Raw genomic sequence first — 25530 nt, 5'->3', positions numbered from 1 at the left:
CGTATCGGTCCCACGGCCGCACGGCCAGCGTCCGCGCCGGACGCGATCGCATCGAGCGAGCTGCCGCGTTGGCGTCAGCTCCCCGTTCCGGGCACGATGTTCTCCGCCGGCTGCAGGATCGGGATCGCCGCGGTGATCGTCTCCAGACCCGACAGACGGGCCGGCGAGAGCTGCTTGGTGACCTCTTCGCGCGACATCAGCCCGGCCTCCACGACCAGGTCCGCCACGTTGTGCCCGGTCAGCAGCGCGGTCTTGGCCAGAGCCGCCGACGCCGCGTAACCGATGAACGGGGTGAGCGCGGTCACGACGCCGACGGACGAGCCGACCATCGCCCCGAGCCGCTCGCGGTTCGCGGTGATGCCGACCACGCAGTTCACGCGGAGGGTCCACATCGCCTGGCGCATCCAGGTGATGGACTGGAAGATCGAGTGCGCGATCACGGGCTCGAACGCGTTCAGCTGCAGCTGCCCGCCTTCCACCGCCATGGTCACGGTCATGTCGGCCCCGACCACGGAGAACGCGACCTGGTTGACGACCTCGGGGATGACCGGGTTCACCTTGCCGGGCATGATGCTGGAGCCGGCCTGCATCGCGGGCAGGTTGATCTCGCCGAAACCGGCCTGGGGACCGCTGGAGAGCAGACGGAGGTCGTTGCAGATCTTGGACAGCTTGATCGCGTTGCGCTTGAGCGACGCGGAGAACGACATGAACGCCCCCGTGTCGCTGGTGGACTCCACCAGGTCGACGGCCGTCTCCAGGTCCAGGCCCGTGATTCCGCGCAGGTGTCGCAGCACGGCCTTCGCGTACCCTTGGTGCGCCGTGATCCCGGTACCGATCGCGGTGGCGCCCATGTTGATCTCGTACATCAGGTATGCGTTCTCGGTGAGGCGGCTGTAGTCCTCGCCGAGGGTGGTGGCGAACCCGTGGAACTCCTGCCCGAGGGTCATCGGCACGGCATCCTGCAACTGGGTGCGACCGACCTTGAGCACATCGTGGAACTCGACGGCCTTGTCCAGGAACGCCTGGCGCAGCAGGGCGAGCTCTTCGAGCAGGCTCTTCAGGGTCAGCGAAAGCCCCACCTTGACCGCCGTCGGGTAGACGTCGTTGGTGGACTGGCTGCGGTTGGTGTGGTCGATCGGCGAGAGGAACGCGTAGTCGCCCTTCTCCCGGCCGGCCAGCTCCAGCGCGATGTTGGTGATGACCTCGTTCGCGTTCATGTTCGTCGAAGTGCCCGCGCCGCCCTGGATCACACCGACGACGAACTGGTCGTGGTACTCGCCGTCGATGACGAGCTGGCAGGCGCGATCGATGAGATCGGCCTTCGCGACATCCAGCACACCGATCTCGACGTTGGCGCGGGCCGAGGCCTGCTTGACCATCGCCAGGGCGATCACCAGATCCGGATACACCGAGATCGGGCGCTTCGCGATCGGGAAGTTCTCCAACGCCCGAGCGGTGTGGATCCCCCAATACGCGTCGGCGGGGATCTCGAGGGATCCGAGGGAGTCGGTTTCAGTGCGAGTCAGCGCATCCAGAGCCACGTAGTCATCCTTTTGGGTCACGGCATTGTGTCGGGGATGCTCCGAGCCTACGCCGCGGGACCCTCCGTCACGATGTACACGACGTCCAACACGTCGGGCTCGATCCTCCACCCTGTCCAGCCGAGCTGTGGGCTCAGGGACGCTTGCGGGAGAACTCGTCGAGCCGCTCCTGCGGCGTCATCGCCGCCATCCGCTCCACCCACTCGGCGGAGAAGAACTCGCCGGTCTCGGCGCCTTCGAGCGGGACGACCGAGTGCGTGATCGTGTCGTCGTACACGTGCACGAGATGGAAGGACTGCCCGGCATCCATCCCGTTCACCTCCGACGCAGGACGCTGCAGGTTCATCGTGTAACAGGTCGCTGCGGCCACCGTCACGGGAACACCCGCGAACATGCCGCTCGTGGAGTAGTGCAGGTGCCCCGCGAGGATTCCGCGCACGTCGGTGCCCGCGATGACCTCGGCCAGACGGCTCTGCTCGCGCAGCTCGAGGATGTCGAACAGCGGGATGTGGCTGGGCAGCGGCGGGTGGTGCAGCGCGAGGATCGTCCCGAGCGGTGCCGGCTCCTGCAGCTGCCGATCGAGCCACTCGAGCTGGCCGTCGTCGAGGTCGCCGTGGTGCCACCCCGGCACCGAGGAATCCAGCGCGATGAGCCGCAGCCCGCCGAGGTCCCACACCCCGGTGACGGGCTCCTCGGTGGGTTCGAGATCGAGCAGATCGCGGCGCAGCGCGGGACGTTCGTCGTGATTGCCGGCCACCCAGATCACGGGGGCGTCGAGCCGCTTCGCGACCGGCTCGACCGCGTGACGCAGCGCGCGGTACGCCTCCGGCTCGCCGAGATCGGTGAGATCCCCGGTGAACACGATCGCGTCCGGGCGGATGCCGAGGCGTTCGACGGCCTCGAGCGTGCGGTCCAGGTTCAGCTCGGTGTCGAAGCGTCCGCCCAGTGGCCGATTCGCGGCCAGCAGGTGGGTGTCGCTCAGGTGGATGAGCGTACGTCGCGCCGGCGGGTACTGCCCGAACTGGGGGGTTGCCTCAGACATGTCGCCCAGCTTAGGACGCGACGGACCTCAACCGAGGACGATGATCAGCAGGCCGATCAGCACCGCGAGCCCGCACATGCTGAAGCACGCGTAGGCGCCGACGAGCGCGAAGCGCTTCTGCCCCTCGGTCAGCGGGCTCTTGCGCGCCGCCTTGGCGGCGAGCTTGCTCGCCCGCCGGGCCTCCTTCTCGGAGATGACCGTGATCGCATCCGTGAACTCGGCGGGGGCGACGACGGGCGCTCGGCCGCTGCGCACCAGGAGCCGGAGGCCGGTCGCGTAGAAACCCACCACGAGCACGGAGCCGACCATGGCCGTGACGAAGACCTGCACGAAGGCCCACCAGTCGATGACGATGCTCATTTCGCCCCCTTCCCGTCGCGCGCGCGTTTGGCGTCGGCCTTCTGCTGCGCCTTGCGCTCGGCACGTGCACGCGCTTCGGCCTCGGCGCGCTGACGCGCCTCCTCACGGTGGATGGCGGCCTGGCGGCGGGTGGGCGGCGGGTTGCGCTTGACCTTGACCGCGCGTCCCGATTCGGCGACATCGCTCATCGCGTTGCTCGCGTCGACGCGGTTGGCGCGGGAGCGCCAGAAGATGAACAGGACGACGAAGACGGCGAGGACGGTGTCCACCAGCACGCCCCACGTGCCCCACCAGACCACGAACAGTGCGGCGACGCCGCCGACCGCGCCCGCGGCCGGGAGGGTGAGCAGCCAGCCGACGCCGATCCGTCCGACGGTGCGCCAGCGCACGGTCGATCCACGGCGTCCCAGGCCCGAGCCGATCACCGAGCCCGAAGCGACCTGCGTGGTCGAGAGGGCGAAGCCGAGCGCGCTGGAGGCGAGGATCGTCGCGGCGGTGGAGGTCTCCGCCGAGAAGCCCTGGGCGGGCTTGACGTCGGTCAGTCCCTTGCCGAGCGTGCGGATGATGCGCCATCCGCCCATGTACGTGCCGAGCGCGATCGTGAACGCGCACGCGAAGATGACCCACGTCTGCGGCTCGGCGTGCTCGGGGCTCTGCAGGCCGACGGTGATCAGGGCGAGGGTGATGACACCCATCGTCTTCTGCGCGTCGTTCGTGCCGTGCGCCAGGGCCACCAGCGAGGACGTGAAGATCTGCCCGACGCGGAAGCCGTCACGACCGTCCGGCTTGGTGTCGTAACGACGCGTGATGGCGTAGGCCAGTCGCGTCACGGCGAACGCGATGAGTCCGGCGGTCAGCGGCGCGATCAGGGCGGGCAGGATGACCTTGCTCATCACGACGCCGAAGTCGATCGCCGCCAGTCCGACACCGACGATGGTCGCGCCGATCAGACCACCGAAGAGGGCGTGCGACGAGCTCGAGGGCAGACCGAGCAACCACGTCAGCATGTTCCAGGTGATCGCGCCGATGAGTCCGGCGAAGATCAGCTGCGGGAAGATCGTCGCCGATATCTGGTCTTCCTCGATGATGCCGTGCGAGATCGTCTGCGACACCTCGGTCGAGAGGAACGCACCGACGAGGTTGAGCACGGCGGCCAGGAGCACTGCGACTTTCGGCTTCAGCGCACCGGTGGCGATGGGGGTGGCCATCGCGTTGGCGGTGTCGTGGAAGCCGTTGGTGAAGTCGAAGAAGAGCGCCAGGGCGATGATCAGAAAGATGATCAGAACTGTGGTGTCCACTGTTCGCTTTCCATGTGAGGAGAGAGGGAGATGTGGTGCCGAGACTTCGGCATGACGAACGAACAGTTCACCTTGGATTCACGGTTTGGTAACCGGCCAAATGAAATCCTTACACATCGCCGGGCCTTCCGGTTGCACTCCTTGCTCGACGGTCGCCCCGTACCGACCGCGAGGGGGTGCCGCTCGACTACCGTTGAGCCGTGAGCATCGACGAGACACCGTCCACCGCAACCATCGCCGACACCGTCACGACCCCTCCGGTCGCGCCGCGCACGTCGACTCCCCGCACCCATCACGGCGACACTTTCGACGATCCGTACGAGTGGATGCGGGAGAAGGAGGATGCCGCGGTGCTCGCGCATCTCGAAGCCGAGAACGCCTACACCGAGGCCCGCACCGCGCACCTGTCCGGGCTGCGCGAGACCATCTTCCAGGAGATCAAGAACCGCACCCTGGAGACCGACCTGTCGGTGCCGTCGCGCCGCGGCGACTGGTGGTACTACGGCCGCACCGAAGAGGGCCAGCAATACGGCATCCAGTGCCGTGCGCCCCTCACCGACCCCGCCGACTGGACCCCGCCCGTGCTCGAGCCGGGCGTCCCCGTCCCCGGCGAGCAGGTGCTGTTCGACGGCAACATCGAGGCCGACGGCTTCGACTTCTTCTCGCTCGGCGCGTTCGACGTCACCGATGACGGACGACGCATGCTGTTCGGCGTCGACACCACGGGCGACGAGCGCTACACCGTTCGGGTGCGCGACCTCGCGACCGGCGAAGACCTCGCGGACGTCATCACCGACGCTTTCGCCGGCGCCCAGTTCTCCCCCGACGGCGCGTCGATCATCTACTCCACCGTCGATGACAAGTGGCGCCCGGACACCGTGTGGCACCACGCGGTCGGAACGGATGCCGCAGCCGATGTGAAGCTCTTCCACGAACCCGACGAGCGCTTCTGGCTCGGTGCCGGGTTCACGCGCAGCGACAAGTACCTCGTGATCGGCATGGGCTCGTCCGTGACGTCCGAGGAGTGGCTCGTCCCCGCATCCGACCTGTCCGCCGCACCCCAGGTCGTGTGGCCGCGCAATGAGGGCGTGGAGTACTCGATCGACCACGCCGTCATCGACGGCGAGGACGTGCTGTTCATCCTGCACAACGATGACGCCCTGGACTTCGAGCTCGTCCGGGTCTCGGCATCCGACCCGCAGGGTGCACGGACCGTCGTCCTCCCCCACGCCGTCGGCACCCGCCTGCTCGACCTGGACTGCTACCGCGACTTCGCGACCGTGGAGTACCGCCGCGGCGGGCTCGCCCGCGTCGGGCTGCTGGACTACGCGACCTCCGCGGTGTCCGAGCTGACCTTCGACGAGCCGCTGTACACCGCCGGCTTCGGCGGCAACCGCGAGTGGGCTCCCCCGCTGCTGCGGCTCGGCTACGACTCGTTCGTCACCCCGAACACCGTGTACGACTACGAGCTGTCCACCGGCGAACTGCTGCTGCGCAAGCGCCAGCCCGTGCTCGGTGACTACGACCCGGCCGACTACGCGCAGGCGCGGGTCTGGGCGACCGCGCAGGACGGCACGCAACTGCCCATCTCGCTGGCGTGGAAGCGCTCATTCGGCGAGGCCGGCTCCGAGCCACGCCCCGTGCACCTGTACGGCTACGGGTCGTACGAGCACTCCATCGAGCCGCGCTTCTCGATCGCTCGCCTGTCCGAGCTCGACCGCGGCGTCGTCTTCGCCGTCGCGCACGTGCGCGGCGGTGGCGAGATGGGGCGCCAGTGGTACGAGGACGGCAAGGTCCTGAACAAGCGCAACAGCTTCACCGACTTCGTCGACAGCGCGCGGCACCTCATCGACAGCGGCTACACCTCGCCCGACCGGCTCGTGGCCGAGGGCGGCAGCGCCGGCGGCCTGCTCATGGGAGCGGTCGCCAACCTCGCGCCGGAGCTGTTCTCCGGCATCCTGGCCGAGGTGCCGTTCGTGGACGCGCTGACCTCGATCCTCGACGAGGATCTGCCGCTCACCGTCATCGAGTGGGACGAGTGGGGCGACCCGCTGCACGATCCCGAGGTGTACGCGTACATGAAGTCGTACACGCCGTACGAGAACGTGCGGACGGATGCCGCGTACCCGCCGATCCTCGCCGTCACCTCGTTGAACGACACGCGCGTGCTGTACGTCGAGCCGGCCAAGTGGGTCGCCCGCCTGCGCGAAGTCGGCGCCGACGCGCTGCTCAAGTGCGAGATGGTCGCCGGCCACGGCGGCGTCAGCGGGCGCTACAACGCCTGGAAGGAGCGGGCGTTCGAGCTCGCCTGGCTCCTGGACGCACTGGGCCTGGGCGAGTAGCCCCGGGGGTCGGAGCATCCCCCTCATCCGCAACAGGGGATCTGGCCCATGCAGGACGATCTCCGCGGAATCGTCCTGTCCTCGTCAGATTCCCTGATCTCGCCAACCACGAGTGACGCGTCGAGGCCGTTCGGGGACCCTCCACAACCGGAGCTCGAGCCCGGTCGGTCCACAGACTCCGCCGATCGACACTCCCTTCCCGCAGCGGACGGCAGCATCGAGTCATGTCTGCACCGACGACCCCAGCAGTCCGTCGCCACACCGAACTGGCGGCATGGCTCACTGCACGAAGCGGAATCGCACACAGCTCCGACGCTCAGGCTGCGGGCTTCACGGTCTACGAGATCGCCGGCGCGATTGAGACCGGGCACCTGCGCCGAATCCGCAGGTCATGGCTGGCCACTGCGTACTGCGATGCACGGAAGGTGGCGGCCGCCGGCGTGAGTGGACGCGTCACGTGTGTGAGCGCGGCCGCGCTGCGCGGGCTGTGGGTACCCGACTCGGAGACGGACCCACCGCTCACGCATGTCGCCGTCACCGGCACGGCTTCACGGCTCGGGTCTGCGGGGCTTCGGCTGCACTGGGGCAATGGCCCTGCTCCGGTCGGTCGCAACGCCAATGAGGATCCTCTGCTGAACGTGCTGTTCCACGTTGCGCACTGCCTGCCACGGTCCGACGCGCTGGCGGTGTGGGAGTCCGCCGTCCGCAAGAAGAACGCGGACGCCGCCGCACTCGCCCGGGTCGCGTGGCGCAGCACGCAGGCGGCAGCACTGGCTGCGGTCGTCACGTCCTTGTCAGACTCGGGCCTGGAGAGCATCCTGGTTGACGGCCTGAGACACGCAGGAATCGCCGTTCGCCAGCAAGTACGAATCGACCAGCACTCCGTCGACGGCCTCATCGGCGCCTCGCTCGTCGTTCAGATCGACGGCTTCGCGCATCACTCCAGCGCTGGCGATCGTCGCCGCGACTTGCGGCAAGACGCGCGGCTCGTCGCGCGCGGCTACGTCGTGCTGCGCTTCGACTACTACCAGCTGCTGTTCGAGTGGGACCGCGTGCTCGACACCATCCTCACCGCCATCGCGCAGGGCGCGCATCGGCGCGCCATCGCTGGCTGAGGCTCACTCAACCGGCCTCAGCATCCGCTCCCGCCCCCGCTGAGATCAGGGGTTCTGGCCTACGCAGGATGATTCACGCAGAATGGTCCTGCATCCGCCAGATTCCCTGTTCACAGAAGGTGCGACCGCGGTTGGACGATTCAGCCGAAGAGGGCGGCGGCCTCTTCGTAGCGGTACAGCGGCACGGTGTTGAGCTCGCCGAGCGCCTCGTCGAACGAGACGCGCACGATGTCGGTGCCCTTGAGCGAGACCATCTGGCCCCAGGCCTGCTCGACGACGGCGTCTACCGCGGCCAGGCCGAGGCGGGTCGCCAGCACCCGGTCGAACCCGGAAGGCGAGCCGCCGCGCTGGATGTGACCGAGCACGGTGGAGCGGGTCTCGATGCCGGTGATGCGCTCGATCTCGGGCGCCAGCATGTCGCCGATGCCGCCGAGACGCGGACGGTTGAAGGCGTCCAAGCCCTTGTCGCTGTAGGCCTCGTCCATGCCCTTGAGGGTGAAGCCCTCGGACACGACGACCAGCGGCGCGCGGCCGCGGTCGTGGGCCTTGGTCACGAGATCGCAGATCTCGTCCATCGACATCGGAACCTCGGGGATCAAGATGGCGTGGGCACCGGCTGCCATACCGGCGTGCAGGGCGATCCAGCCGACGTGGCGGCCCATGACCTCGGCGATCATGCAGCGCTGGTGCGAATCGCCGGTGGTACGGAGGCGGTCCATCGCCTCCGTGGCGATGTTGACGGCAGTGTCGAAGCCGAATGAGTAGTCGGTCGCGCGCAGGTCGTTGTCGATCGTCTTGGGCACGCCGAGGATGTTGATGCCGTCGTTCGCGAGGCGGTTGGCCGCGGCGAGGGTGCCCTCACCGCCGATCGCGATGATGCCGTCGATGCGGTGGCCGTAGAGCGTCTTGGCGATGTTCTCGGCGCCGCCGCGGGGACCCTCGTAGGGGTTGGTGCGGCTCGTGCCGAGGATGGTGCCGCCGACCTTCGACAGGCCCTTCACCTCGTGTCGCGTGAGCGGGAAGAAGTCCCCGTCCACGACGCCGCGCCAGCCGTCGCGGATGCCGACGAACTCGACGTCGTAGGCGGTCGTACCCTTGAGCACCGCGCCGCGGATGACGGCGTTCAGGCCGGGGCAATCTCCGCCGCTGGTGAGGATGCCGATCTTCATGCTGTGGTTCCTTGCTGTCAGATGAACACGCCGGCGACGCTGCCTCCACCGACACTATCGCCGGATGCCGGGACCCTGCCACACAGCGTGCGCCAGGGTCCCGACGACCCGAAGGCTACGCGGCGCCGAGCGCGCGCCGCAGCACGTGCATGAGTGCCGAGAGCTGCACGGAGTCGCTGGACTGCGGGTCGACGGCCTCGCCGTCGAGCGCGCGTGCCGCGAGACCCTGCTTCGAGTCGATCAGCTCCGCGATCTTCGTGTCGATCGTGTGCGCGGCGATGATGCGCCACGCGGTCACGGGCTCGTCCTGACCGATGCGGTGCACACGGTCGATCGCCTGCGTCTGCTCGGCCGCGGTCCACGACAGCTCCGCGAGCACGACGTTCGAGGCGGCCTGCATGTTCAGGCCGACACCGGCCGCGGTCAGTGAGCACACCGCGACGCCGACCTCGGGGTCGTTGTTGAACGCGTCGATGCCGAGCTGACGGGCCGCGGTGGTCTGATCTCCGCGGATCGAGATCGTCCGCAGACCGGCGGCGGCGAAGTGCTTCTCCGCCGCATCCATGACGTCGATGTGCTTGGCGAAGAACACGACCTTGCCGACCGAGCGCTGCAGCTGCACCGTGTAGTCGGCGGCGAGGAGCGCCTTGGCCTGCCCGATCTTTCGGACCATCGTGAAGACGTTCTCCGAGCCGGTACCGGCGGCCTTGGACTCGTCGAGCTCGTTCTGCGCGACGAGACGGACGATGTCCTCGTCGATCTCGCCGAAGGCGAGGCCCCGGTCGCCGCGCGCGTCGATGATGCGACGGTAGCGGTCGGCGAGGCGCTGGCCGAGTTCGCGCTCGGCCTGGCGGATCGAACGACCGAATTCGTCGTCGAGCTCCACGGGCAGGTCGGCGATGAGCTTGTCGGGCAGATCGGCCGCGACATCCTTCTTCTTGCGCCGTACGATACCCATCGAGATGACGGCCTCGCGTGCCTCCGGATAGAAGGCCTTGTCGGCCGGGGTGAGACCGGTCGCATCGAGCTTCGCCATGAGTTCGGGACCGGGCTTCTCGCCGTTGGTCCAGCCCAGGAAGCGCCAGATCGCGTCGAAGTCCTCGACGTCGTTGATGAGCGGCGTACCGGTCAGCGCGAGCAGGAGGGGGTTGCTGACCTGTTCGCGGATGCGGCCGGCCAGCGCCAGCACGTTCTGCGAGCGCTGCGAACTGAGGTTCTTGATGAAGTGGGCCTCGTCGACGACCATGCCCTTCAGGCCGATCGAGCTCAGCCAGGCCAGGTGCCGGTCGAGGATCTCGTAGTTGACGATGAACACGTCCGCGAACGCATCCATGTCCTCGCCGTCGCCCTGGATCACCGTGGCGCGACGCTGGGGCGTCCAGCGCTCCACCTCGCGCGCCCAGTTCATCTTGACGACGTTCGGCACGACGACCAGCAGCGGGTAGGCGCCGGAGACGGATGCGGCGAGCACCGACTCGGCGGTCTTGCCGAGGCCCGGCTCATCCGCGAGCAGGAACTGGCGATGACCTTCGCGCACCGCTTCCAGGAACCGCGACTGGTGCGGCATGACCTCGAGGCCTCTGGGCGAGAGTCGATCGAACTCGGGGACCGGTGGCAGTTCCATCGACGCGGCCGAGCCGCCGGCGCCGGTTTCGAACGCCTTGTACAGCGGGCCCATGAGCTCCCAGCCGTCCAGGCGGCGCCGGGGCGTCTCCTGGTGGGTGTGCGAGCTGAAGTCGGGCGCGAGGAACGGGTTGGCCATCTGGCGGGCTTCGATCGCGACCGGCACGACCTGACGCTCGGCCAGAGCGGCCGGAACGACCGGTGCCGAGGTGGGCGCGACATCCGTGATGATGAGCTCGTCGGCGGGCAGGTCCGCACCCGACTCCAGCAGCCAGTCGCGACGCATGCGGCGCGCGACCGGAGACGCGGCCTGGTCGACCTCGAGCAGCTGGATGAGCGACGTGTCGCGCGCAGCCGTCTTGGCGAGGATCGTCGCGACGCCGTCGAGGCGCTTGAGCAGCTCTGCGCGGGCGCCGTCGGCGAGGGTGGTGTCGGCCTTGACACGGGCGCGCTCCTCGCGGACGAGGAAGGCGATGACCTGGAACTTCACACGATTGGTGGGCCCGAGCTTCCCGCGCTGAGCCTTGGCCTCGACCTCGCGCACCTTGCGGGCGAGGATCGGGATGATGGGCGCCTCGTCGTCGCGACGCGACGTCGAGGGCTTCCTGCGCCGCTGGGCAGACTTCTGTGCGGCGGTTGCCGTGGTCGGCATGCTCCTCCTGAGCGTGAAAGCCGGATGTTCCGGCGAGGACCGATCGAGACCGGTGAGGACGGCGAGACCCACGGTCGGCTCGTGATTGCCGGGACGGACGCGGGCGGGACTTCTCGGTGCGATCCGCATGAACTCGCTTCAGCGGGGTGCGGTGTCGACGACGAGTGTCCGCGACCAGTCTAGGGCATGCGGCCGTTCAGCCCCAGAGCGTCGCGACGATGTCCTCGGTGTAGCCCTCGGGCGCGACGTTCAGCCACGCGGTGGCGACCCACCCGTTGCCGCGGAAGAAATGCGTCTCGCCGCGGTGAACCAGCGTGTCGTCCTGCGTCATCAGCTCCTCCTCGAAGCGGCACATGGTGCCGTCGAGGGTGTCCTCGCACGAGTACCCGGCGTTGAGCAGCGCGGTGCGGACCGAATCGGCCTGCGCACCGTCGACGATCGTGACGTTGGTCGACATCCCGACCTCGGACGGCTGCCCCCATGAGCAGCGCAGCGTGGGGGCGCCCGAATTCAGCACCTCGAGTGCCTCGACGATCTGCGAGGAGAACATCGTCACCCCGGGATCGTTCAACGGCGGAACCTGTGACTGCATGGTCGCCAGCATCTCGGGCGAGTAGATCGCCTCGCAGTTCGCCGGAAGGGTGATGTCGCTGCCCGCGTCGCTGGTCTCCGTCGGGGTCGGCGACGGAGCGGGTGTCGTGATCGAGGTCGCCGTCGGTGAGCCCGACGCCGTCGGCGCCGGTTCGGGCACGCAGCCGGTGAGCGCGAACGCCAGCGCTCCCATCGCCAAGGCCGCGACAATCGCCCGGGGTGCGACTCGGGTGATCGAGGACATGACGGCTCCATTCATCGGGGTGACCTTCAGACCCTAACGGCGGACCGAACGGCGGCCGCGCGTCCACTCCGGGAACCGCCGAATTGGGCGTCGATCGCGCGTTCAGCGCTCGGCGTCGGCGCCCGCCTGCCAGTCGGACAGCGTCGCCGGCGAGTCGGTGACGATGCCGTCCACTCCGAGCTGCGTCACTTCCTGCCAGTGCTCGTGGTCGTTGAGCGTATAGACGACCACGCGCACGCCCTCCGCGTGCAGACTGTCGATGATCTCGGGCTGCGCCATCACGACGCGGCGGTCGACGATGACGCCGCGCACTCCCAGTTCCAGTGCGGCCTCGACGATGTCGGCCGGCAGCTTGCGGAAGATCGCCAGCCGCGGGATCGCCGTGGAGGCCGTGGCCGCCAGCGCCAGCGTCCGCGCGTCGAAGCTCGACACGATGATGTGCTGCTCCAGCCCGCGCGCCGCGACCTGTGCGACGAAGCCGGCGACGGTCTCGGCATCCCACCTACCCTTGAGCTCGATCATCGCCTTTTTGCCGGACGCGTCCAGCACGTCGAGGAACTCCTCGAGCGTCGGTACCTGGGTGCCGGCGAACGAGGGGTCGAACCAGGCCCCCGCGTCCAGCCCGCGCACCTCGTCGAAGGTGAGCATCGCGAGACGTCCGTGCCCGTCCGTGGTGCGGTCCACCGAGGCATCGTGCATGAGCACGGCACGGCGATCGGCCGTGAGGGCGATGTCGACCTCGACGTACTCGAATCCGCCGGCGAGGGCCGCCTCGATGGCCGGCAGGGTGTTCTCCGGAGCGGTGGCTCCTCCCCCGCGATGACTGGCGATGAAGGCGTTCTCGCCCGGCGTCCGCGGGGCGCCCAGCAGCTCGGTCGAGCTGACGCGCGCCGGACTCGCGCCGAGGAACGCGATCACCAGACTGGCCACGGCGAGAACGCACACGATGAGCAGCGCGTGGACGTGATCGCGCGCAGGCGTCGCAACAGCGTCGTGGGGCATTCGGGCATGTCCTCCGAGGAATTCACCACGTCTTCGTCGACGTGTGCGAACACTCTACATGCGCTCGTTACCCTTTCGTTATCTTTTTCTCCGGGGTCGCAGAAGGCCCGATCAGACCATGCTCTTGGTGTGCCAGACCGTCTTGGTCTCGGTGAACGCGGTGATCCGCTCGAGGCTCGGGGACGCCGCATCCGCCCCCTCCTCCGGGGGCAGCACACGCTTGAGCGTGTCGGCCGCGGCGATCTGCAGATCCACCCAGTCCAGAGCGGATGCCCCGACCAGATCCAGCGCGTTGACGTCGGCGTGCGAGGCCAGCCACGGGGCGATCTCTGCCGGCGAACCGGTGAGGATGTTCACCACTCCCGCAGGAACATCGCTGGTGGCGAGCACCTCGGCGAGCGAGATGGCCGACAGCGGGTACTGCTGGCTGGCCACCACGACCACGGTGTTGCCGGTCACCAGCGGCGGCGCGATCGCGGAGACCAGACCGAGCAGAGAAGAATCCTGCGGCGCGATCACCGCGACCACCCCGGTCGGCTCCGGCACCGAGATGTTGAAGTACGGACCCGCGACCGGGTTGGCGTTGCCCGCCACCTGGGCGTGCTTGTCGGTCCATCCGGCGTACCAGACCCAGCGATCGATGGCCTCGTCGACCTGGGCTCCGGCGACAGCCGCCGACACCCCTTCCACGCGCACGATCTCATCGACGAACTGGGCGCGACGCCCCTCGAGCAGCTCGGCGATGCGGTACAGCACCTGCCCGCGGTTGTACGCGGTCGCTCCCGACCAGCCCTTCGCCGCGCCGCGCGCGGCGACGATGGCGTCGCGTGCATCCTTCCGCGACGCCAGTGCAGCGTTGGCCAGGAAGTCGCCCTTGGCGCTCACGATCTCGTACGTGCGACCCGACTCGCTGCGAGGGAACGCTCCCCCGATGTAGAGCTTGTAGGTCTTGGGGACGCTCAGACGGCTCACTTGGTCACCGCCTTCTTCGTGGTGCCCGCATTTCGTGCGGTCAGGGATGCCGCGGCCGAGGCCGGGGCGAGGTACGCGGCCAGGCCGTGCTTGCCGCCTTCGCGCCCGTAGCCGGACTCCTTGTACCCGCCGAAGGGCGAAGCCGGGTCGAATCGGTTGAACGTGTTCGCCCAGATGACGCCCGCGCGCAGCTTGTCGGCGACCGCGAGGATGCGGCTGCCCTTGTCGGTCCAGATGCCGGCCGACAGCCCGTAGGGCGTGTTGTTCGCCTTGGCGATGGCCTCGGCCGGGGTGCGGAACGACAGCACCGAGAGGACCGGTCCGAAGACCTCTTCGCGGGCGATGCGGTGGCTCGTCTCGACGTTGGTGAAGATCGTGGGCGCGAACCAGAAGCCGTTGTCGGGGATGACGCAGTCCGGGCTCCAGCGCTCGGCGCCCTCGGCCTCGCCGACGGCGCTGAGCGTGCGGATCCGCTCGAGCTGCTCGGCCGAGTTGATCGCGCCGATGTCGGTGTTCTTGTCGAGCGGGTCGCCCAGACGCAGGGTCGACAGGCGTTCCTTGAGCCGGTCCACCACCTCGTCGTGGATCGACTCCTGCACCAGCAGACGGCTGCCCGCGCAGCAGACGTGGCCCTGGTTGAAGAAGATGCCGTTGACGATGCCTTCGATGGCCTGGTCGATCGGCGCATCGTCGAACACGATGTTCGCGGCCTTGCCACCGAGCTCGAGGGTGACCTTCTTGCCGGTGCCGGCGATCTGCTTGGCGATCGCACGCCCGACGCCGGTCGACCCGGTGAAGGCGACCTTGTCGATGTCGGCGCCCACCAGCGCCGCGCCGGTGTCTCCGGCGCCGGTGATGATGTTCACGACGCCCGGCGGCAGGTCGGCCTGCTGCAGGATCTCGGCGAACAGCAGCGCCGAGAGCGGCGTGGTCTCGGCGGGCTTGAGGACCACCGTGTTGCCGGCCGCCAGCGCGGGAGCGATCTTCCACGCGAGCATCAGCAGCGGGAAGTTCCACGGGATGATCTGCCCGGCCACGCCGAGCGCGCGCGGGTTCGCGCCCACCCCGGCGAAGTCGAGCTTGTCGGCCCAGCCGGCGTAGTAGAAGAACCAGGCGGCCACGAGCGGGACGTCGACGTCGCGGCTCTCCTTGATCGGCTTGCCGTTGTCGAGGCTCTCGGCCACGGCGAGCTCGCGCGCCCGCTCCTGCACGAGGCGCGCGATCCGGAACAGGTACTTGCCGCGGTCGCGACCGCTCATCTTCGACCACGTGGTGTCGTACGCGCGGCGGGCTGCCGCGACGGCGGTCGCGACATCCGCGTCGTTCGCCGACGAGATCATCGCGATGTGCGACTCGTCCGCCGGGGAGATCGTCGCGAACGGCGTGCCGCGCCCGGCGACGAACTCGCCGTCGATGAACAGACCGTACTCGTCGCGCAGATTCAGGATCGCGCGGGACTCCGGTGCGGGGGCGTATTCCAGGAAGCTCATGAGGTCCTCAGTCGCAATCTTCTAATCGATCGTCACGTAGTCGGCGCCGGAGTAATGGCCGGACTGCATCTTCTGCCGCTGCAGCAGCACGTCGTTCAGCAGGCTGGACGCCCCGAACCGGAACAGGTGCGGCTGCAGCCATTCCTCGCCCACCGTCTCGGCGACGGTGACGAGGTACTTGATCGCGTCCTTCGACGTGCGGATGCCGCCGGCCGGCTTCACGCCGATCTTCTCGCCCGTCGCGCGATGCCAGTCGCGCACGACCTCGAGCATGAGCAGCGTCGTCGGCAGGGTCGCGGCGGGCTGCACCTTTCCGGTGGACGTCTTGATGAAGTCGCCGCCCGCGAGGATCGCCAGCCAGGACGCCCGCTTGATGTTGTCGTAGGTGTTCAGCTCGCCGGTCTCGAGGATGACCTTGAGCGAAGCGGATGTCCCGTCCGCACGCCGGCAGGCCTCTTTGACGCGCGCGATCTGGTCGAAGACCAGTCCGTACCGGCCGGAGAGGAACGCGCCGCGGTCGATCACCATGTCGATCTCATCGGCACCGGCGGCCACCGCCTCAGCGGTGTCCTGCAGCTTGATCGCGAGCGACGAACGACCGCTCGGGAACGCGGTGGCCACCGCCGCGACGCCGATGAGGCCGTCGTCGGGGTCGCCGTGCGCCGCACCGAGCGCCTCCACCGCGTACGGGACCATGTCGCCGTAGACGCAGACGGCCGCAACGCGCGGGCAGGTCGGATCCGAGGCATCCGGACGCAGCGCCTTCGCGACCAGTGAGCGCACCTTGCCCGGGGTGTCCGCTCCTTCGAGGGTGGTCAGATCGATCAGCTCGATGATCTTGTCCAGCGCCCACTTCTTGGACGACGTCTTGATGGAGCGGGTGCCGAGCGCGGCGGCGCGCTGCTCGAGGCCGACGGCATCCACTCCGGCGAGCCCGTGCAGATAGCGCGCGAGTGTCGTGTCGTCCGGCTCTCCGCCGAGCAGTTCGACGGCCCGCTCGGGCAGCGTCTGCAGTTCTGTTCGGCTCATGCGCCTCTCCTCTTTCTGCGGGATCTCGATCAGCCGCCCCCACTCGCGGTGCGCGTGGAGGTCGTCGCCGTGTGTCGGACGAGAACGATGACACCAATCCCGACGATCACGACGAACGAGATGCTCAGCGTCGCGAAGGCGAACCAGTTCTGATCCAGCGCCAGAACCAGGGCCGCCGCGACGACGGTGATCACCGCTGCGGCGATCTTCGATCCGAACTTCAAGCCTATCCCCGGCGTCAATCTTCCGGCTGCGGAATCCCCCCTGGCCAGGATGAGATCCGCGAATCCGTCGAGGACGGCGAACAGGGCCGCGCTGTACGCGACAGCGCAGCCGAGCGCGCCCCACAGATTCGGGGTGCGACCGCTCGGGACAGCGGCCGCCATGACGAGGTCGACGGCGTCCACGGACTCGATCGTAGAGCCGCGCCGCCCCGCGGTCTACGGCTGCGGAATGTAGGGCGGAGGCGGAGATGGAGCGTCCGTCGGCGAATCGCCGGGCAGGAGTCGCTCGATCAGCTCGTCGGACGTGACACCGAGACGCGCGGCCTCCATGCCGATTCGCTCGACGGATGCTGCGGACAGCCGTGCGGCGCTGCGTTCGGGCATCAGCAGGGAGATCACCGGCACCACGACGGCGCCCAGCGCGGCGAGGATGGCGGAGATGCCGAGCGCTCGCGGGAACACCTCGCGGTCCACGGCATCCGGCCACCAAATCACGATGATGATCATCGCGAGCACCAAGCCGAACAGGCCCAGGGTCACGATGAGGCCGACGCGCACGGCGGAGCGCGTCCGATCGGCGAGCAGGAGCAGCAACGAGGCCAGGGCGAACGCGACCGACGCCGCCACCGCGGTCCACATCACGCGGAAGAGCCCTTCGACGAAGTCGCCCCACGGCCCCTCGTACCAGATCACCCAGATCACCAGCAGCGCGGCGATGGCGCTGATCGCTGCGCCGACCATGCCGAACACCTGCAGCCGTCGCCCGGCGAGGGCCGCACAGCACAGCACCGCCACACTGAACGCGCCCACGATCACCGTCGTGCCCAGCACGCGGCCCGCGGCCGAGCCCAGCTCGGCGCCCAGCAGCACGACGATGCCGCCGATCGCGGCCAGACCGAACGCGCCGATGATCACGCCGACGATGATGCGACGAACGAGGGCGATACTCCGGCGCGGGGCGGGGGTCATGGCAGGGCCGCGCGCACCTTTGCGACGTCGTCGGTCATCTGCTCGATGAGCCGCTCGATGCCTTCGAATGCGACCATGCCACGGATGCGCGCAGTGAACTGGATCTCGACGCGGTGGCCGTAGAGGTCCAGGTCGGTCTCGTCCAGGACGTAGGCCTCCACCTGGCGCATGTGCACGTCATCGAACGTCGGGTTGGTGCCGATGCTGATCGCGGCCGGATAGCGGATGCCGGGGCGGAGGCCGTTCTCGGACTCCTCGTCCACGAGCCATCCGGAGTAGACGCCGTCCGCCGGAACGAATCCCTCGAGGTCCGGCGAGAGGTTGGCGGTGGGGAAGCCGAGCTCGCGGCCGCGCTTGAGCCCGTGCACGACCTCGCCCCACAGCGATGCCGGGCGGCCGAGCAGACGGCCGGCCGTCTCGACATCCCCTTCCGAGAGCAGCTCCCGGATCCACGTCGAGGACACGCGCCGACCGTCGTCGATCGCACGCACGTCATCCACGACATCCACGCGGAAACCGTACTGGATTCCCATCTCGCGCAACAGCTCCGGATTGCCCGCGCCGCCGTGCCCGAACCGGAAGTCCTCGCCCACGAGCACCGTGCGCACATCGAGCGCGTCCACCAGGACGTGCTCGACGAACGCCCGGGCACTGAGCTGGGCGAGTGCCTCGTCGAAAGTGAGCAGCAGGGTCGCGTCGACGCCGGCCTCGGCGAGGAACGCGAGCTTCTGCGTCACTCCGATCAGGCTCTCCGGGCACAGCTCGGGGCGCAGGATGCTGAGTGGGTTGCGGTCGAATGTCACTGCGACCACGCGGGCACCGCTGGTGGCGGCGTCCACCCGCGCGCGGGTGATGACGGCACGGTGTCCGGCGTGCACGCCGTCGAACTTGCCGATGGCGACGACGGACGGGCCGAAGCCCGCCGGCACCTCGGCCGGATCGCGGAAGACGATCATCGGGCCGTCACCGCGCTCTCGGCGAGAGCCGCGGCGCCGGCCGACGCGGGGCGGTGGACGATGAGCCACCACAGGCCGAAGAACGGCAGCACGAGCGGGATGAACAGGTATCCGATGCCGAACTGCGACCACACCGTCGGGTGCAGGAACAGGTCCGGCGCCACGATGCTCAGCGTGCCCACCACGAGCACGCCGACCAGCTCGAAGCAGATCGCGACCCAGGCGACCACGTACCAGGCGGGGCGTCCCGCGAAGATGAGCGCCAGCGTCGCGAGCACGTACACGACGGCGGATGCGGCGGACAGCGTGTAGGCCAGCGGAGCCTCGTCGAACTTCTCGACGATCTGGACCAGGGAACGACCGAGCGCGGCGAGAGCCATGATCGCGTAGACGATCACGAGGACCCGGCCGACACCGGTCATGCGGCGGGTGGGTGCAGGAGAAGACATGACCCGACAATCCTAGATCCGATACGGGTGCCGCTCGGCGCGACCCCGGTCGCGCTCAGGCGATCGGCATCGTCCAGATCGTCTGCATGCGCCACACCATGACGGCCACGGCCAGCGCCGCGACGCCCATGATCACGGTGCTCCACCGGCTGCGCTCGAGCAGCGCCCACGCGACGCCGGCGGGCGGCAGCAGCGCCGCCGAGACGAGGTAGACCCAGAACTCCAGCACGCTCCCGGTGGGAGCGTTGCCCGCGAACGGCGCGACGATCGCGATGACGACCTGCGCGATCAGCGCGAGTTCGAGCAGCGCCAGCGCGCCGACGGTGAGGTCGCTGGGGCGTCGACCGGAGAGCCCCAGCACGACGCACAGCAGTCCGGCGACGACAGCGATGCCGACCACGACGTAGGTGAACCACAGGATCATTCGGTCGGCTCCTCGGGCAGGTTCATGATGCTCTTCACGTCCGCTCCGCGGCGCTCCACGATGCCGACCAGGCGGCCGTCGAGGTCTATCGCCGCCGTGGGGAACCCCGCGGCGCGCTCGGCGGCACCGGGCAGACGCTTGCCGTGCCGCAGGTCGCGGGCCTCGTCAGCGGTGACCTCGATGGCGCCGAGCACGGTGCGGGCGACCTCCGCCGGCGATGCGAGCGCGGTCTCGGCCAGGTCTTCCACGGCGGCCGCCTCGGCGACGTCGAAGGCTCCGATGCGGCTGCGCCGCAGCGCGGTCAGGTGTCCGCCGACTCCCAGGTCAGCACCGAGGTCGCGGGCGAGCGCACGGATGTACGTGCCGCTGGAGCAGTCCACGACCACGTCGAGATCGATCGCCTCGTCGGACGGGCGCACGGCGAGCACGTCGAACCGCGACACGGTGACGGTACGCGCGGCGAGCTCGACCTCCTCCCCCGCGCGGACCAGGTCGTAGGCGCGCCGACCGGCGACCTTGATCGCCGAGACCGTGCTCGGGATCTGCGAGATCGTGCCGGTGAGGGCCGCGATGCCGGCTCCGATCGCGTCGGGTGTGACGGCGGCGAGGGATGCGGCATCCGCCTTCTCCACGATGGCGCCCTCGGCGTCATCGGTATCGGTCGTCGCACCGAGCCGGATGGTGGCCACATACGTCTTGTCGAGGCCGACGATGTAGGTGAGTAGGCGGGTGGCCGGTCCGACACCGAGGATCAGCAGGCCCGTGGCCATCGGGTCGAGTGTGCCGGCGTGGCCGATCTTGCGGGTGTTCAGCGCCTTGCGCGCCCGCGAGACGACGTCATGGCTGGTGATGCCGCCCGGCTTGTCGACGAACAGGATTCCGGAGGGTGGGTGGGTCATCAGGTGAAGTCCTCCGCGACACGCACGGGGTGCCCGAGGTCGCTGTTGTCGACGATGGCGGATGCCTCGGCTTGCGGCCGCGCTTCGCTCAGGTAGATCGCCTGTCCTTGCCGGTAGCGCGCATTCGAACGGGCATCCGGGTTCGGGCTGGAGCCGTCGCGCAGTGCCATCCGGGCATACGACACGGAGAACGGCACCTCGAGCCAGACCGACCAGTCCCACAGGTCGCGCAGCTCCGGCCGCAGCAGGAAGACCCCGTCGATGATGAGGACGGCGTCCTTGGGCGCGGTGACCCACTGCGCCTCGACCGGAGTGTCGCGCGCGACGTCGAACGCCTCGAGCTGGAACCCGGTCGTGCCCGACGTCTGCGCGCCGTCGCGGAACGGATCGATCAGCACGCGCCGGAGCGCGCTGTAGTCGAACGAGTCGCGGTAGAACCCCTCAGGGCTGTGGCGCCCACGCGCGTATCGCTCGGCGCGCGGACGATGGAAGCCGTCGATGCTCGCGCGGAACACGGCGGTCCCGACCTCCGCGAACGCTTCGGCGAAGCCATCCGCGAACGTGCTCTTGCCCGCGCCGTCGACACCGTCGACGGCGACGATCACACGACCCGCGGGGTAGCTGCGGAGCACCTCGTCGCGCAGTTGCCGCCACAGGGTCGTGGTCGGCGTGGTCGGCAGGCGCATGCCTCCAGCCTAGGCCGCGGGCGCGCCCGGCGCGGGTCCCCGCCTAGGCTGGAGGACGTGCCCGACCTCGCGACTCCGCTCATCGCCTGGTACCGGGAGGACGCGCGCGACCTGCCCTGGCGGGCCGAGGGTTTCGGCGCCTGGGGAGTCCTCGTCAGCGAGTTCATGCTGCAGCAGACCCCGGTGTCGCGCGTCATCCCGCATCTGCAGGCGTGGCTGCTGCGGTGGCCGACCCCGGCCGCACTGGCGGCGGATGCCCCGGCAGAGGCCGTGCACCAGTGGGCGAACCTCGGCTACCCGCGGCGCGCCCTGTGGCTGCACCGGGCAGCCGTCGAGATCACCGAGCGTCACGGCGGCGTGGTTCCGCGCGACGTGGATGCGCTTCTCGCCCTCACCGGGATCGGCGACTACACCGCCCGCGCGGTGGCCGTGTTCGCGTACGGTGACCGGCATCCGGTCGTCGACACCAACACGCGTCGCGTGCTCGCTCGTGCAGTGGACGGCCGCTCGCAGCCCGGGCCGCCGGCGCGCAGTGACCTCGCCGACATGGAGGCGATCCTCCCCGCGGATCCCGTCGACGCCGCGATCCTGAACGCGGCGACGATGGAACTCGGCGCGGTGATCTGCACGGCTCGCAGCCCTCGCTGCGACGCATGCCCGATCCGGCATGCCTGTGCCTGGGTGGCCGCCGACTCCCCCGACACCGGCGACACCCGCCGTCGGCAAGCGCGCTACGAGGGCAGCGACCGCCAGGCGCGCGGGGCGGTGCTGAAGGCGCTGCGGGATGCCGCGCCCCGCGCCGTGCCGATCGACGCGGCCGCCGCGACCTGGCCCGACTCGCACCAGCGCGACCGGGCGATCGACTCGCTCATCGCCGACGGGCTGGCCGAGGCATCCGACGGACTCCTACGGCTGCCCGGGCACCCCACCACCTGACCGGTACGCGAATGGGCATGCCCGGCGCTGTCAGCGCGGGGCATGCCCATTCGTGCAACTCGGGTCAGGAAGCCGGCGCCTCGTCCTCGGACGCGTCGTCCTCGGACTCGGCCTCTTCGGCGTCGGTCTCTTCGTCCTCGACCTCGGCCTCTTCCTCGCGCGGCTTGAGGTACGGGTCTGCGTCGCCGGCGTAGGAGCCGGTGGCGGCCAGTGCCGCCACGGCGGCGTCGCGCTCGCGGGCCTCGCGCAGCAGCGCCGCGATGTGGTCGGCGTTCTCCGGGATCGCGTCGAGGATGAACTCGAGCGAGGGCGTCAGTCGCGTGTTGAGGTTCTTGCCCACCTCGGTGCGCAGCAGCCCGGTCGCGGACTTCAGCGCCGCAGCGGTGTCGGCGCGCAGCGCCTCATCGCCCATCACCGTGTAGAACACGGAGGCGTGCTGGAGGTCACCGGTCACCTTCACGTCGGTGATCGTGACGAATCCGAGCCGCGGGTCGCGCAGCCCCTTCTCGAGGCGTTCTGCCAGTACTACGCGGATGCGATCCGCGACCCTTGCCTGTCGTTCCGAAGCCATTTTCTTGTCTCCCACTCTCGCACCGCTCGCACGGTGAGGTCTGACGATACCCCGGATGCCCCGACCCGTGCGGGTCGAGGCATCCGGTAAAGCTCAGCCAGTGTTCCTAGCCGCGCGGCTTCTCGATCATCTCGGTCGTCTCGATCTCGTCACCGATCTGGATGTCGTTGAACTTGCCGAGACCGATACCGGCCTCGAAGTCCGTACGCACCTCGGTGACGTCGTCCTTGAAGCGACGCAGCGACTCGATGGCCAGGCCATCGGCCAGCACGACGCCGTCGCGGATGACGCGCGCCTTGGCGTTGCGCGTGATCGTTCCGGAGCGGACGATGACACCCGCGATGTTGCCGAACTTGGAGGAGCGGAACACCTCGCGGATCTCGGCCACACCCGACTGCACCTCTTCGAACTCCGGCTTGAGCATGCCCTTGAGGGACTGCTCGACGTCGTCGATCGCGTTGTAGATGACGGAGTAGAACCGGATGTCCACGCCTTCTCGCGAAGCCCGCTCGCGGGCCTTCGAGTCGGGGCGCACGTTGAAGCCGATGATGATCGCGTTGTCGATCGTCGCCAGGTTCACGTCGGACTCCGTCACCGCACCGACACCGCGGTGGATGATGCGCAACTGCACGGACTCGTCGACCTCGATCTTGAGGAGCGATTCCTCCAGCGCCTCGACGGCACCGGACACGTCGCCCTTGATGATGAGGTTGAGCGACTCGACCTTGCCCTCCTGAAGAGCGCGGGTGAAGTCCTCGAGCGAGATGCGCTTGCGGGCCTTGGCCAGCTGGGCGTTGCGCTCGGCCGCTTCACGCTTCTCAGCGATCTGGCGGGCCAGACGATCCTCGTCGGTGACGATGAACGTGTCACCCGCGCGGGGCACGGAGTTCAGACCCTGCACCTGGACCGGACGCGACGGAGCCGCTTCGGTGACCGGCTCGCCGTTCTCATCCGCCATGGCACGAACGCGGCCATAAGCGGTACCGGCGACGATCGCGTCGCCGACGCGCAGCGTTCCGGACTGGATGAGCACCGTGGCAACCGAACCGCGACCCTTGTCGAGCTTCGCTTCGATCGCGACACCGCGGGCAGCCTTGTTCGGGTTGGCCGTGAGGTCCAGACCCGCGTCCGCCGTGAGCAGCACGGCGTCCAGAAGCGCCTGGATGTTCGTGCCCGCACGGGCCGATACATCCACGAACATGACGTCGCCGCCATACTCCTCTGCGACCAGGCCGTACTCGGTGAGCTGCTGGCGCACCTTGCCGGGGTTGGCTTCGGGCTTGTCGATCTTGTTGACCGCGACCACGATCGGCACACCGGCGGCCTGGGCGTGGTTGAGCGCCTCGACCGTCTGCGGCATGATGCCGTCGTCGGCGGCGACCACGAGGATCGCGAGGTCGGTCACCTGCGCACCACGAGCACGCATGGCGGTGAACGCCTCGTGACCCGGGGTGTCGATGAAGGTGATCGCGCGCTCGATGCCCTCGTGCTCGGTCCAGACCTGGTACGCACCGATGTGCTGCGTGATGCCACCGGCTTCTCCGGCAACGACGTTGGCGTTGCGGATCGCGTCGAGCAGTCGGGTCTTACCGTGGTCGACGTGACCCATGACGGTCACGACCGGCGGACGGATCTCGAGGTCGTCCTCGTTCTCGTCCTCGAGCTCCTGGTCGAGGTCCAGACCGAAGCTCTCCAGGAGCTCCTTGTCCTCGTCCTCGGGGGAGACCATTTGGATCTTGTAGCCCAGCTCGGCACCCAGCACCTCGAACGTCGCCTCATCCAGCGACTCGGTGGCCGTGGCCATCTCGCCGAGGTTGAAGAGGATCGTGACGAGCGTGCCCGGCTGCACCGTGTAGCCGGTGATGTTCTCGATCTTGTCCGCGAAGTCGGAGATCGACGCGCCGCGGCGCATCCGGATGATCTCGCCGTTACCGCGCGAGACGTTGACGCCACCGACGGTCGGGGCATCCCTCATCTCGAATTCTTGACGCTTCGCCCTACGCGACTTGCGCTGCTTGGACTTGCCGCCACCCTTGCCGAAGGCACCTGCGGTACCACCGCCGGGACCACGGCCACGACCGCCACCACCACCGGGACGACCGGCGAAACCGCCGGCTGCCGGAGCACCGGGGCGCGCGAAGCCGCCACCGGCTGCACCGCCCGGACGGCCGGGGCCGCCGGGACGCTGCTGGAACGGAGCACCGGGGCGACCTGCGCCACCGGGGCGACCTGCGCCACCCGGACGCGGAGCACCGGGACGCGGTGCGCCCGGACGCGGAGCCTGCGGACGCGGGATGTTGCCGGGGGACGGAGCCGGGCGCTGGCCCATGCCCTGCGCCGAAGCGAACGGGTTGTTGCCCGGACGGGGGCCGGCGGGACGCTGTCCCATGCCCTGCGCCGAAGCGAACGGATTGTTGCCCGGACGCGGTGCGCCACCGGGACGCGGCACACCAGGTGCGCCGGGTGCCGCCGGAACGGATCCCTCGGGGGCCTCAGCGGCAGGTGCCGCGGGAGCGGCCGGAGCCGGAGCGGCCGGAGCAGCCTCCGCCGCGGGTGCGGCGGGTGCCGCCGGTGCAGCGGGAGCGGCCGGAGCCGGAGCCGCCGGTGCCGGAGCAGCCGGGGTCGCCGCGGCGGGTGCCGCGGGAGCGGTGGGACGCACGGGGCCGGGACGGCCTGCCGGGCGGGGAGCAGCACCACCGGCGGCCGGAGCCGTCGGAGCAGCGGCGGCGGGTGCCGACGCGGTGCTCGCGCCGTCTGCCTCGAGGGCAGCACGGAGCTTGCGAGCCACGGGGGGCTCGATGGTCGATGAGGGGCTCTTGACGAATTCCCCGAGTTCTTTCAGCTTGGCGAGAGCCACCTTGCTGTCGACTCCGAGTTCAGAGGCGATTTCGTGCACGCGTGGTTTGGCAGCCACAATTCTCCTGTCTGGGGCCCACCCAGGCAGGG

Annotated in this window: 23 protein-coding genes; 3 read left to right on the top strand and 20 right to left on the bottom strand. The window is 69.1% G+C overall.

Going from position 1 to position 25530, the window contains the following annotated elements; genetic code table 11:
* Positions 1-74 precede the first annotated feature (74 nt).
* The 4 genes from ASD65_RS18190 to ASD65_RS18175 form a co-directional block, all read right to left on the bottom strand.
* Positions 75-1541 carry an aspartate ammonia-lyase gene (locus ASD65_RS18190; RefSeq protein WP_056226066.1) on the bottom strand — a complete coding sequence of 489 codons (1467 nt, stop codon included), beginning with the start codon at positions 1539-1541 and terminating at the stop codon, positions 75-77.
* A gap of 133 nt (positions 1542-1674) precedes the next feature.
* Complete coding sequence (locus tag ASD65_RS18185) at positions 1675-2583, bottom strand: phosphodiesterase (protein ID WP_056226063.1); 909 nt, start codon at positions 2581-2583, stop codon at positions 1675-1677.
* A gap of 27 nt (positions 2584-2610) precedes the next feature.
* Positions 2611-2943, bottom strand: coding sequence for a hypothetical protein (locus ASD65_RS18180; RefSeq protein WP_056226059.1), 333 nt, complete (start codon positions 2941-2943; stop codon positions 2611-2613).
* Positions 2940-4241: an inorganic phosphate transporter gene (locus tag ASD65_RS18175; RefSeq protein WP_056226057.1), complete on the bottom strand. Its 1302-nt coding sequence runs from the start codon at positions 4239-4241 to the stop codon at positions 2940-2942. The genes ASD65_RS18180 and ASD65_RS18175 overlap by 4 nt, the downstream gene beginning before the upstream one ends.
* 200 nt (positions 4242-4441) lie before the next feature.
* On the opposite strand from ASD65_RS18175, the gene ASD65_RS18170 reads away from it, so the two are divergent.
* Together ASD65_RS18170 and ASD65_RS18165 are read left to right on the top strand one after the other, a co-directional pair.
* Complete coding sequence (locus ASD65_RS18170; protein ID WP_082561986.1) at positions 4442-6583, top strand: S9 family peptidase; 2142 nt, start codon at positions 4442-4444, stop codon at positions 6581-6583.
* Between the two features lie 224 nt (positions 6584-6807).
* Positions 6808-7698: an endonuclease domain-containing protein gene (locus ASD65_RS18165; protein ID WP_056226054.1), complete on the top strand. Its 891-nt coding sequence runs from the start codon at positions 6808-6810 to the stop codon at positions 7696-7698.
* Positions 7699-7838: 140 nt separating this feature from the next.
* Here ASD65_RS18165 and ASD65_RS18160 read toward each other — a convergent pair whose 3' ends face one another.
* The 14 genes from ASD65_RS18160 to ASD65_RS18095 form a co-directional block, all read right to left on the bottom strand.
* On the bottom strand, positions 7839-8867 hold the full coding sequence (locus ASD65_RS18160) for an ATP-dependent 6-phosphofructokinase (protein ID WP_056226050.1): 1029 nt from the start codon (positions 8865-8867) through the stop codon (positions 7839-7841).
* Between the two features lie 115 nt (positions 8868-8982).
* A complete protein-coding gene (locus tag ASD65_RS18155) occupies positions 8983-11142 on the bottom strand; it encodes a DEAD/DEAH box helicase (RefSeq protein ID WP_056226048.1) in 2160 nt (719 codons plus the stop codon).
* 196 nt (positions 11143-11338) lie between these two features.
* Entirely contained in the window at positions 11339-11977 is a 639-nt protein-coding gene (locus tag ASD65_RS18150; RefSeq protein ID WP_056226044.1) for a hypothetical protein, read from the bottom strand.
* A gap of 102 nt (positions 11978-12079) precedes the next feature.
* Positions 12080-12979: a glycerophosphodiester phosphodiesterase gene (locus tag ASD65_RS18145; protein WP_056226041.1), complete on the bottom strand. Its 900-nt coding sequence runs from the start codon at positions 12977-12979 to the stop codon at positions 12080-12082.
* 111 nt (positions 12980-13090) lie between these two features.
* Complete coding sequence (locus ASD65_RS18140; RefSeq protein ID WP_056226038.1) at positions 13091-13951, bottom strand: aldehyde dehydrogenase family protein; 861 nt, start codon at positions 13949-13951, stop codon at positions 13091-13093.
* Complete coding sequence (locus ASD65_RS18135) at positions 13948-15441, bottom strand: aldehyde dehydrogenase family protein (protein ID WP_056226034.1); 1494 nt, start codon at positions 15439-15441, stop codon at positions 13948-13950. The genes ASD65_RS18140 and ASD65_RS18135 overlap by 4 nt, the downstream gene beginning before the upstream one ends.
* A 21-nt stretch (positions 15442-15462) precedes the next feature.
* Complete coding sequence (gene deoC / locus ASD65_RS18130; protein WP_056226031.1) at positions 15463-16470, bottom strand: deoxyribose-phosphate aldolase; 1008 nt, start codon at positions 16468-16470, stop codon at positions 15463-15465.
* A gap of 29 nt (positions 16471-16499) precedes the next feature.
* A complete protein-coding gene (locus tag ASD65_RS18125; protein ID WP_056226027.1) occupies positions 16500-16877 on the bottom strand; it encodes a hypothetical protein in 378 nt (125 codons plus the stop codon).
* A 33-nt stretch (positions 16878-16910) separates the two neighbouring features.
* On the bottom strand, positions 16911-17663 hold the full coding sequence (locus ASD65_RS18120) for a hypothetical protein (RefSeq protein WP_056226023.1): 753 nt from the start codon (positions 17661-17663) through the stop codon (positions 16911-16913).
* Positions 17660-18619, bottom strand: coding sequence for a bifunctional riboflavin kinase/FAD synthetase (locus ASD65_RS18115; RefSeq protein ID WP_056226020.1), 960 nt, complete (start codon positions 18617-18619; stop codon positions 17660-17662). Before ASD65_RS18115 ends, ASD65_RS18120 begins: the two co-directional genes overlap by 4 nt.
* Positions 18616-19068, bottom strand: a complete 453-nt coding sequence (locus ASD65_RS18110; protein WP_056226018.1) for a hypothetical protein — start codon at positions 19066-19068, stop codon at positions 18616-18618. The genes ASD65_RS18115 and ASD65_RS18110 overlap by 4 nt, the downstream gene beginning before the upstream one ends.
* 55 nt (positions 19069-19123) lie before the next feature.
* On the bottom strand, positions 19124-19492 hold the full coding sequence (locus ASD65_RS18105) for a hypothetical protein (protein WP_056226013.1): 369 nt from the start codon (positions 19490-19492) through the stop codon (positions 19124-19126).
* Positions 19489-20391 carry a tRNA pseudouridine(55) synthase TruB gene (gene truB / locus ASD65_RS18100; protein WP_056226011.1) on the bottom strand — a complete coding sequence of 301 codons (903 nt, stop codon included), beginning with the start codon at positions 20389-20391 and terminating at the stop codon, positions 19489-19491. The genes ASD65_RS18105 and truB overlap by 4 nt, the downstream gene beginning before the upstream one ends.
* Positions 20391-21077: a hypothetical protein gene (locus ASD65_RS18095; protein WP_056226009.1), complete on the bottom strand. Its 687-nt coding sequence runs from the start codon at positions 21075-21077 to the stop codon at positions 20391-20393. Before ASD65_RS18095 ends, truB begins: the two co-directional genes overlap by 1 nt.
* 57 nt (positions 21078-21134) lie before the next feature.
* Here ASD65_RS18095 and ASD65_RS18090 point away from each other — a divergent pair, with 57 nt between their 5' ends.
* On the top strand, positions 21135-22013 hold the full coding sequence (locus ASD65_RS18090; protein WP_056226006.1) for an adenine glycosylase: 879 nt from the start codon (positions 21135-21137) through the stop codon (positions 22011-22013).
* Between the two features lie 64 nt (positions 22014-22077).
* Here the strand turns inward: ASD65_RS18090 and rbfA are convergent, their stop codons facing one another.
* Positions 22078-22584 (bottom strand): 30S ribosome-binding factor RbfA, encoded by a 507-nt coding sequence (gene rbfA, locus ASD65_RS18085; protein ID WP_056226004.1) that lies wholly within the window; start codon positions 22582-22584, stop codon positions 22078-22080.
* Positions 22585-22690: 106 nt separating this feature from the next.
* Complete coding sequence (gene infB / locus ASD65_RS18080; protein ID WP_056226000.1) at positions 22691-25480, bottom strand: translation initiation factor IF-2; 2790 nt, start codon at positions 25478-25480, stop codon at positions 22691-22693.
* Positions 25481-25530 lie beyond the last annotated feature (50 nt).

Source organism: Microbacterium sp. Root61, assembly GCF_001427525.1.
Classification (GTDB): domain Bacteria; phylum Actinomycetota; class Actinomycetes; order Actinomycetales; family Microbacteriaceae; genus Microbacterium.
The sequence above is the reverse complement of the archived record's forward strand: the minus strand, read 5'-3'. Positions and strand labels throughout refer to the sequence as shown.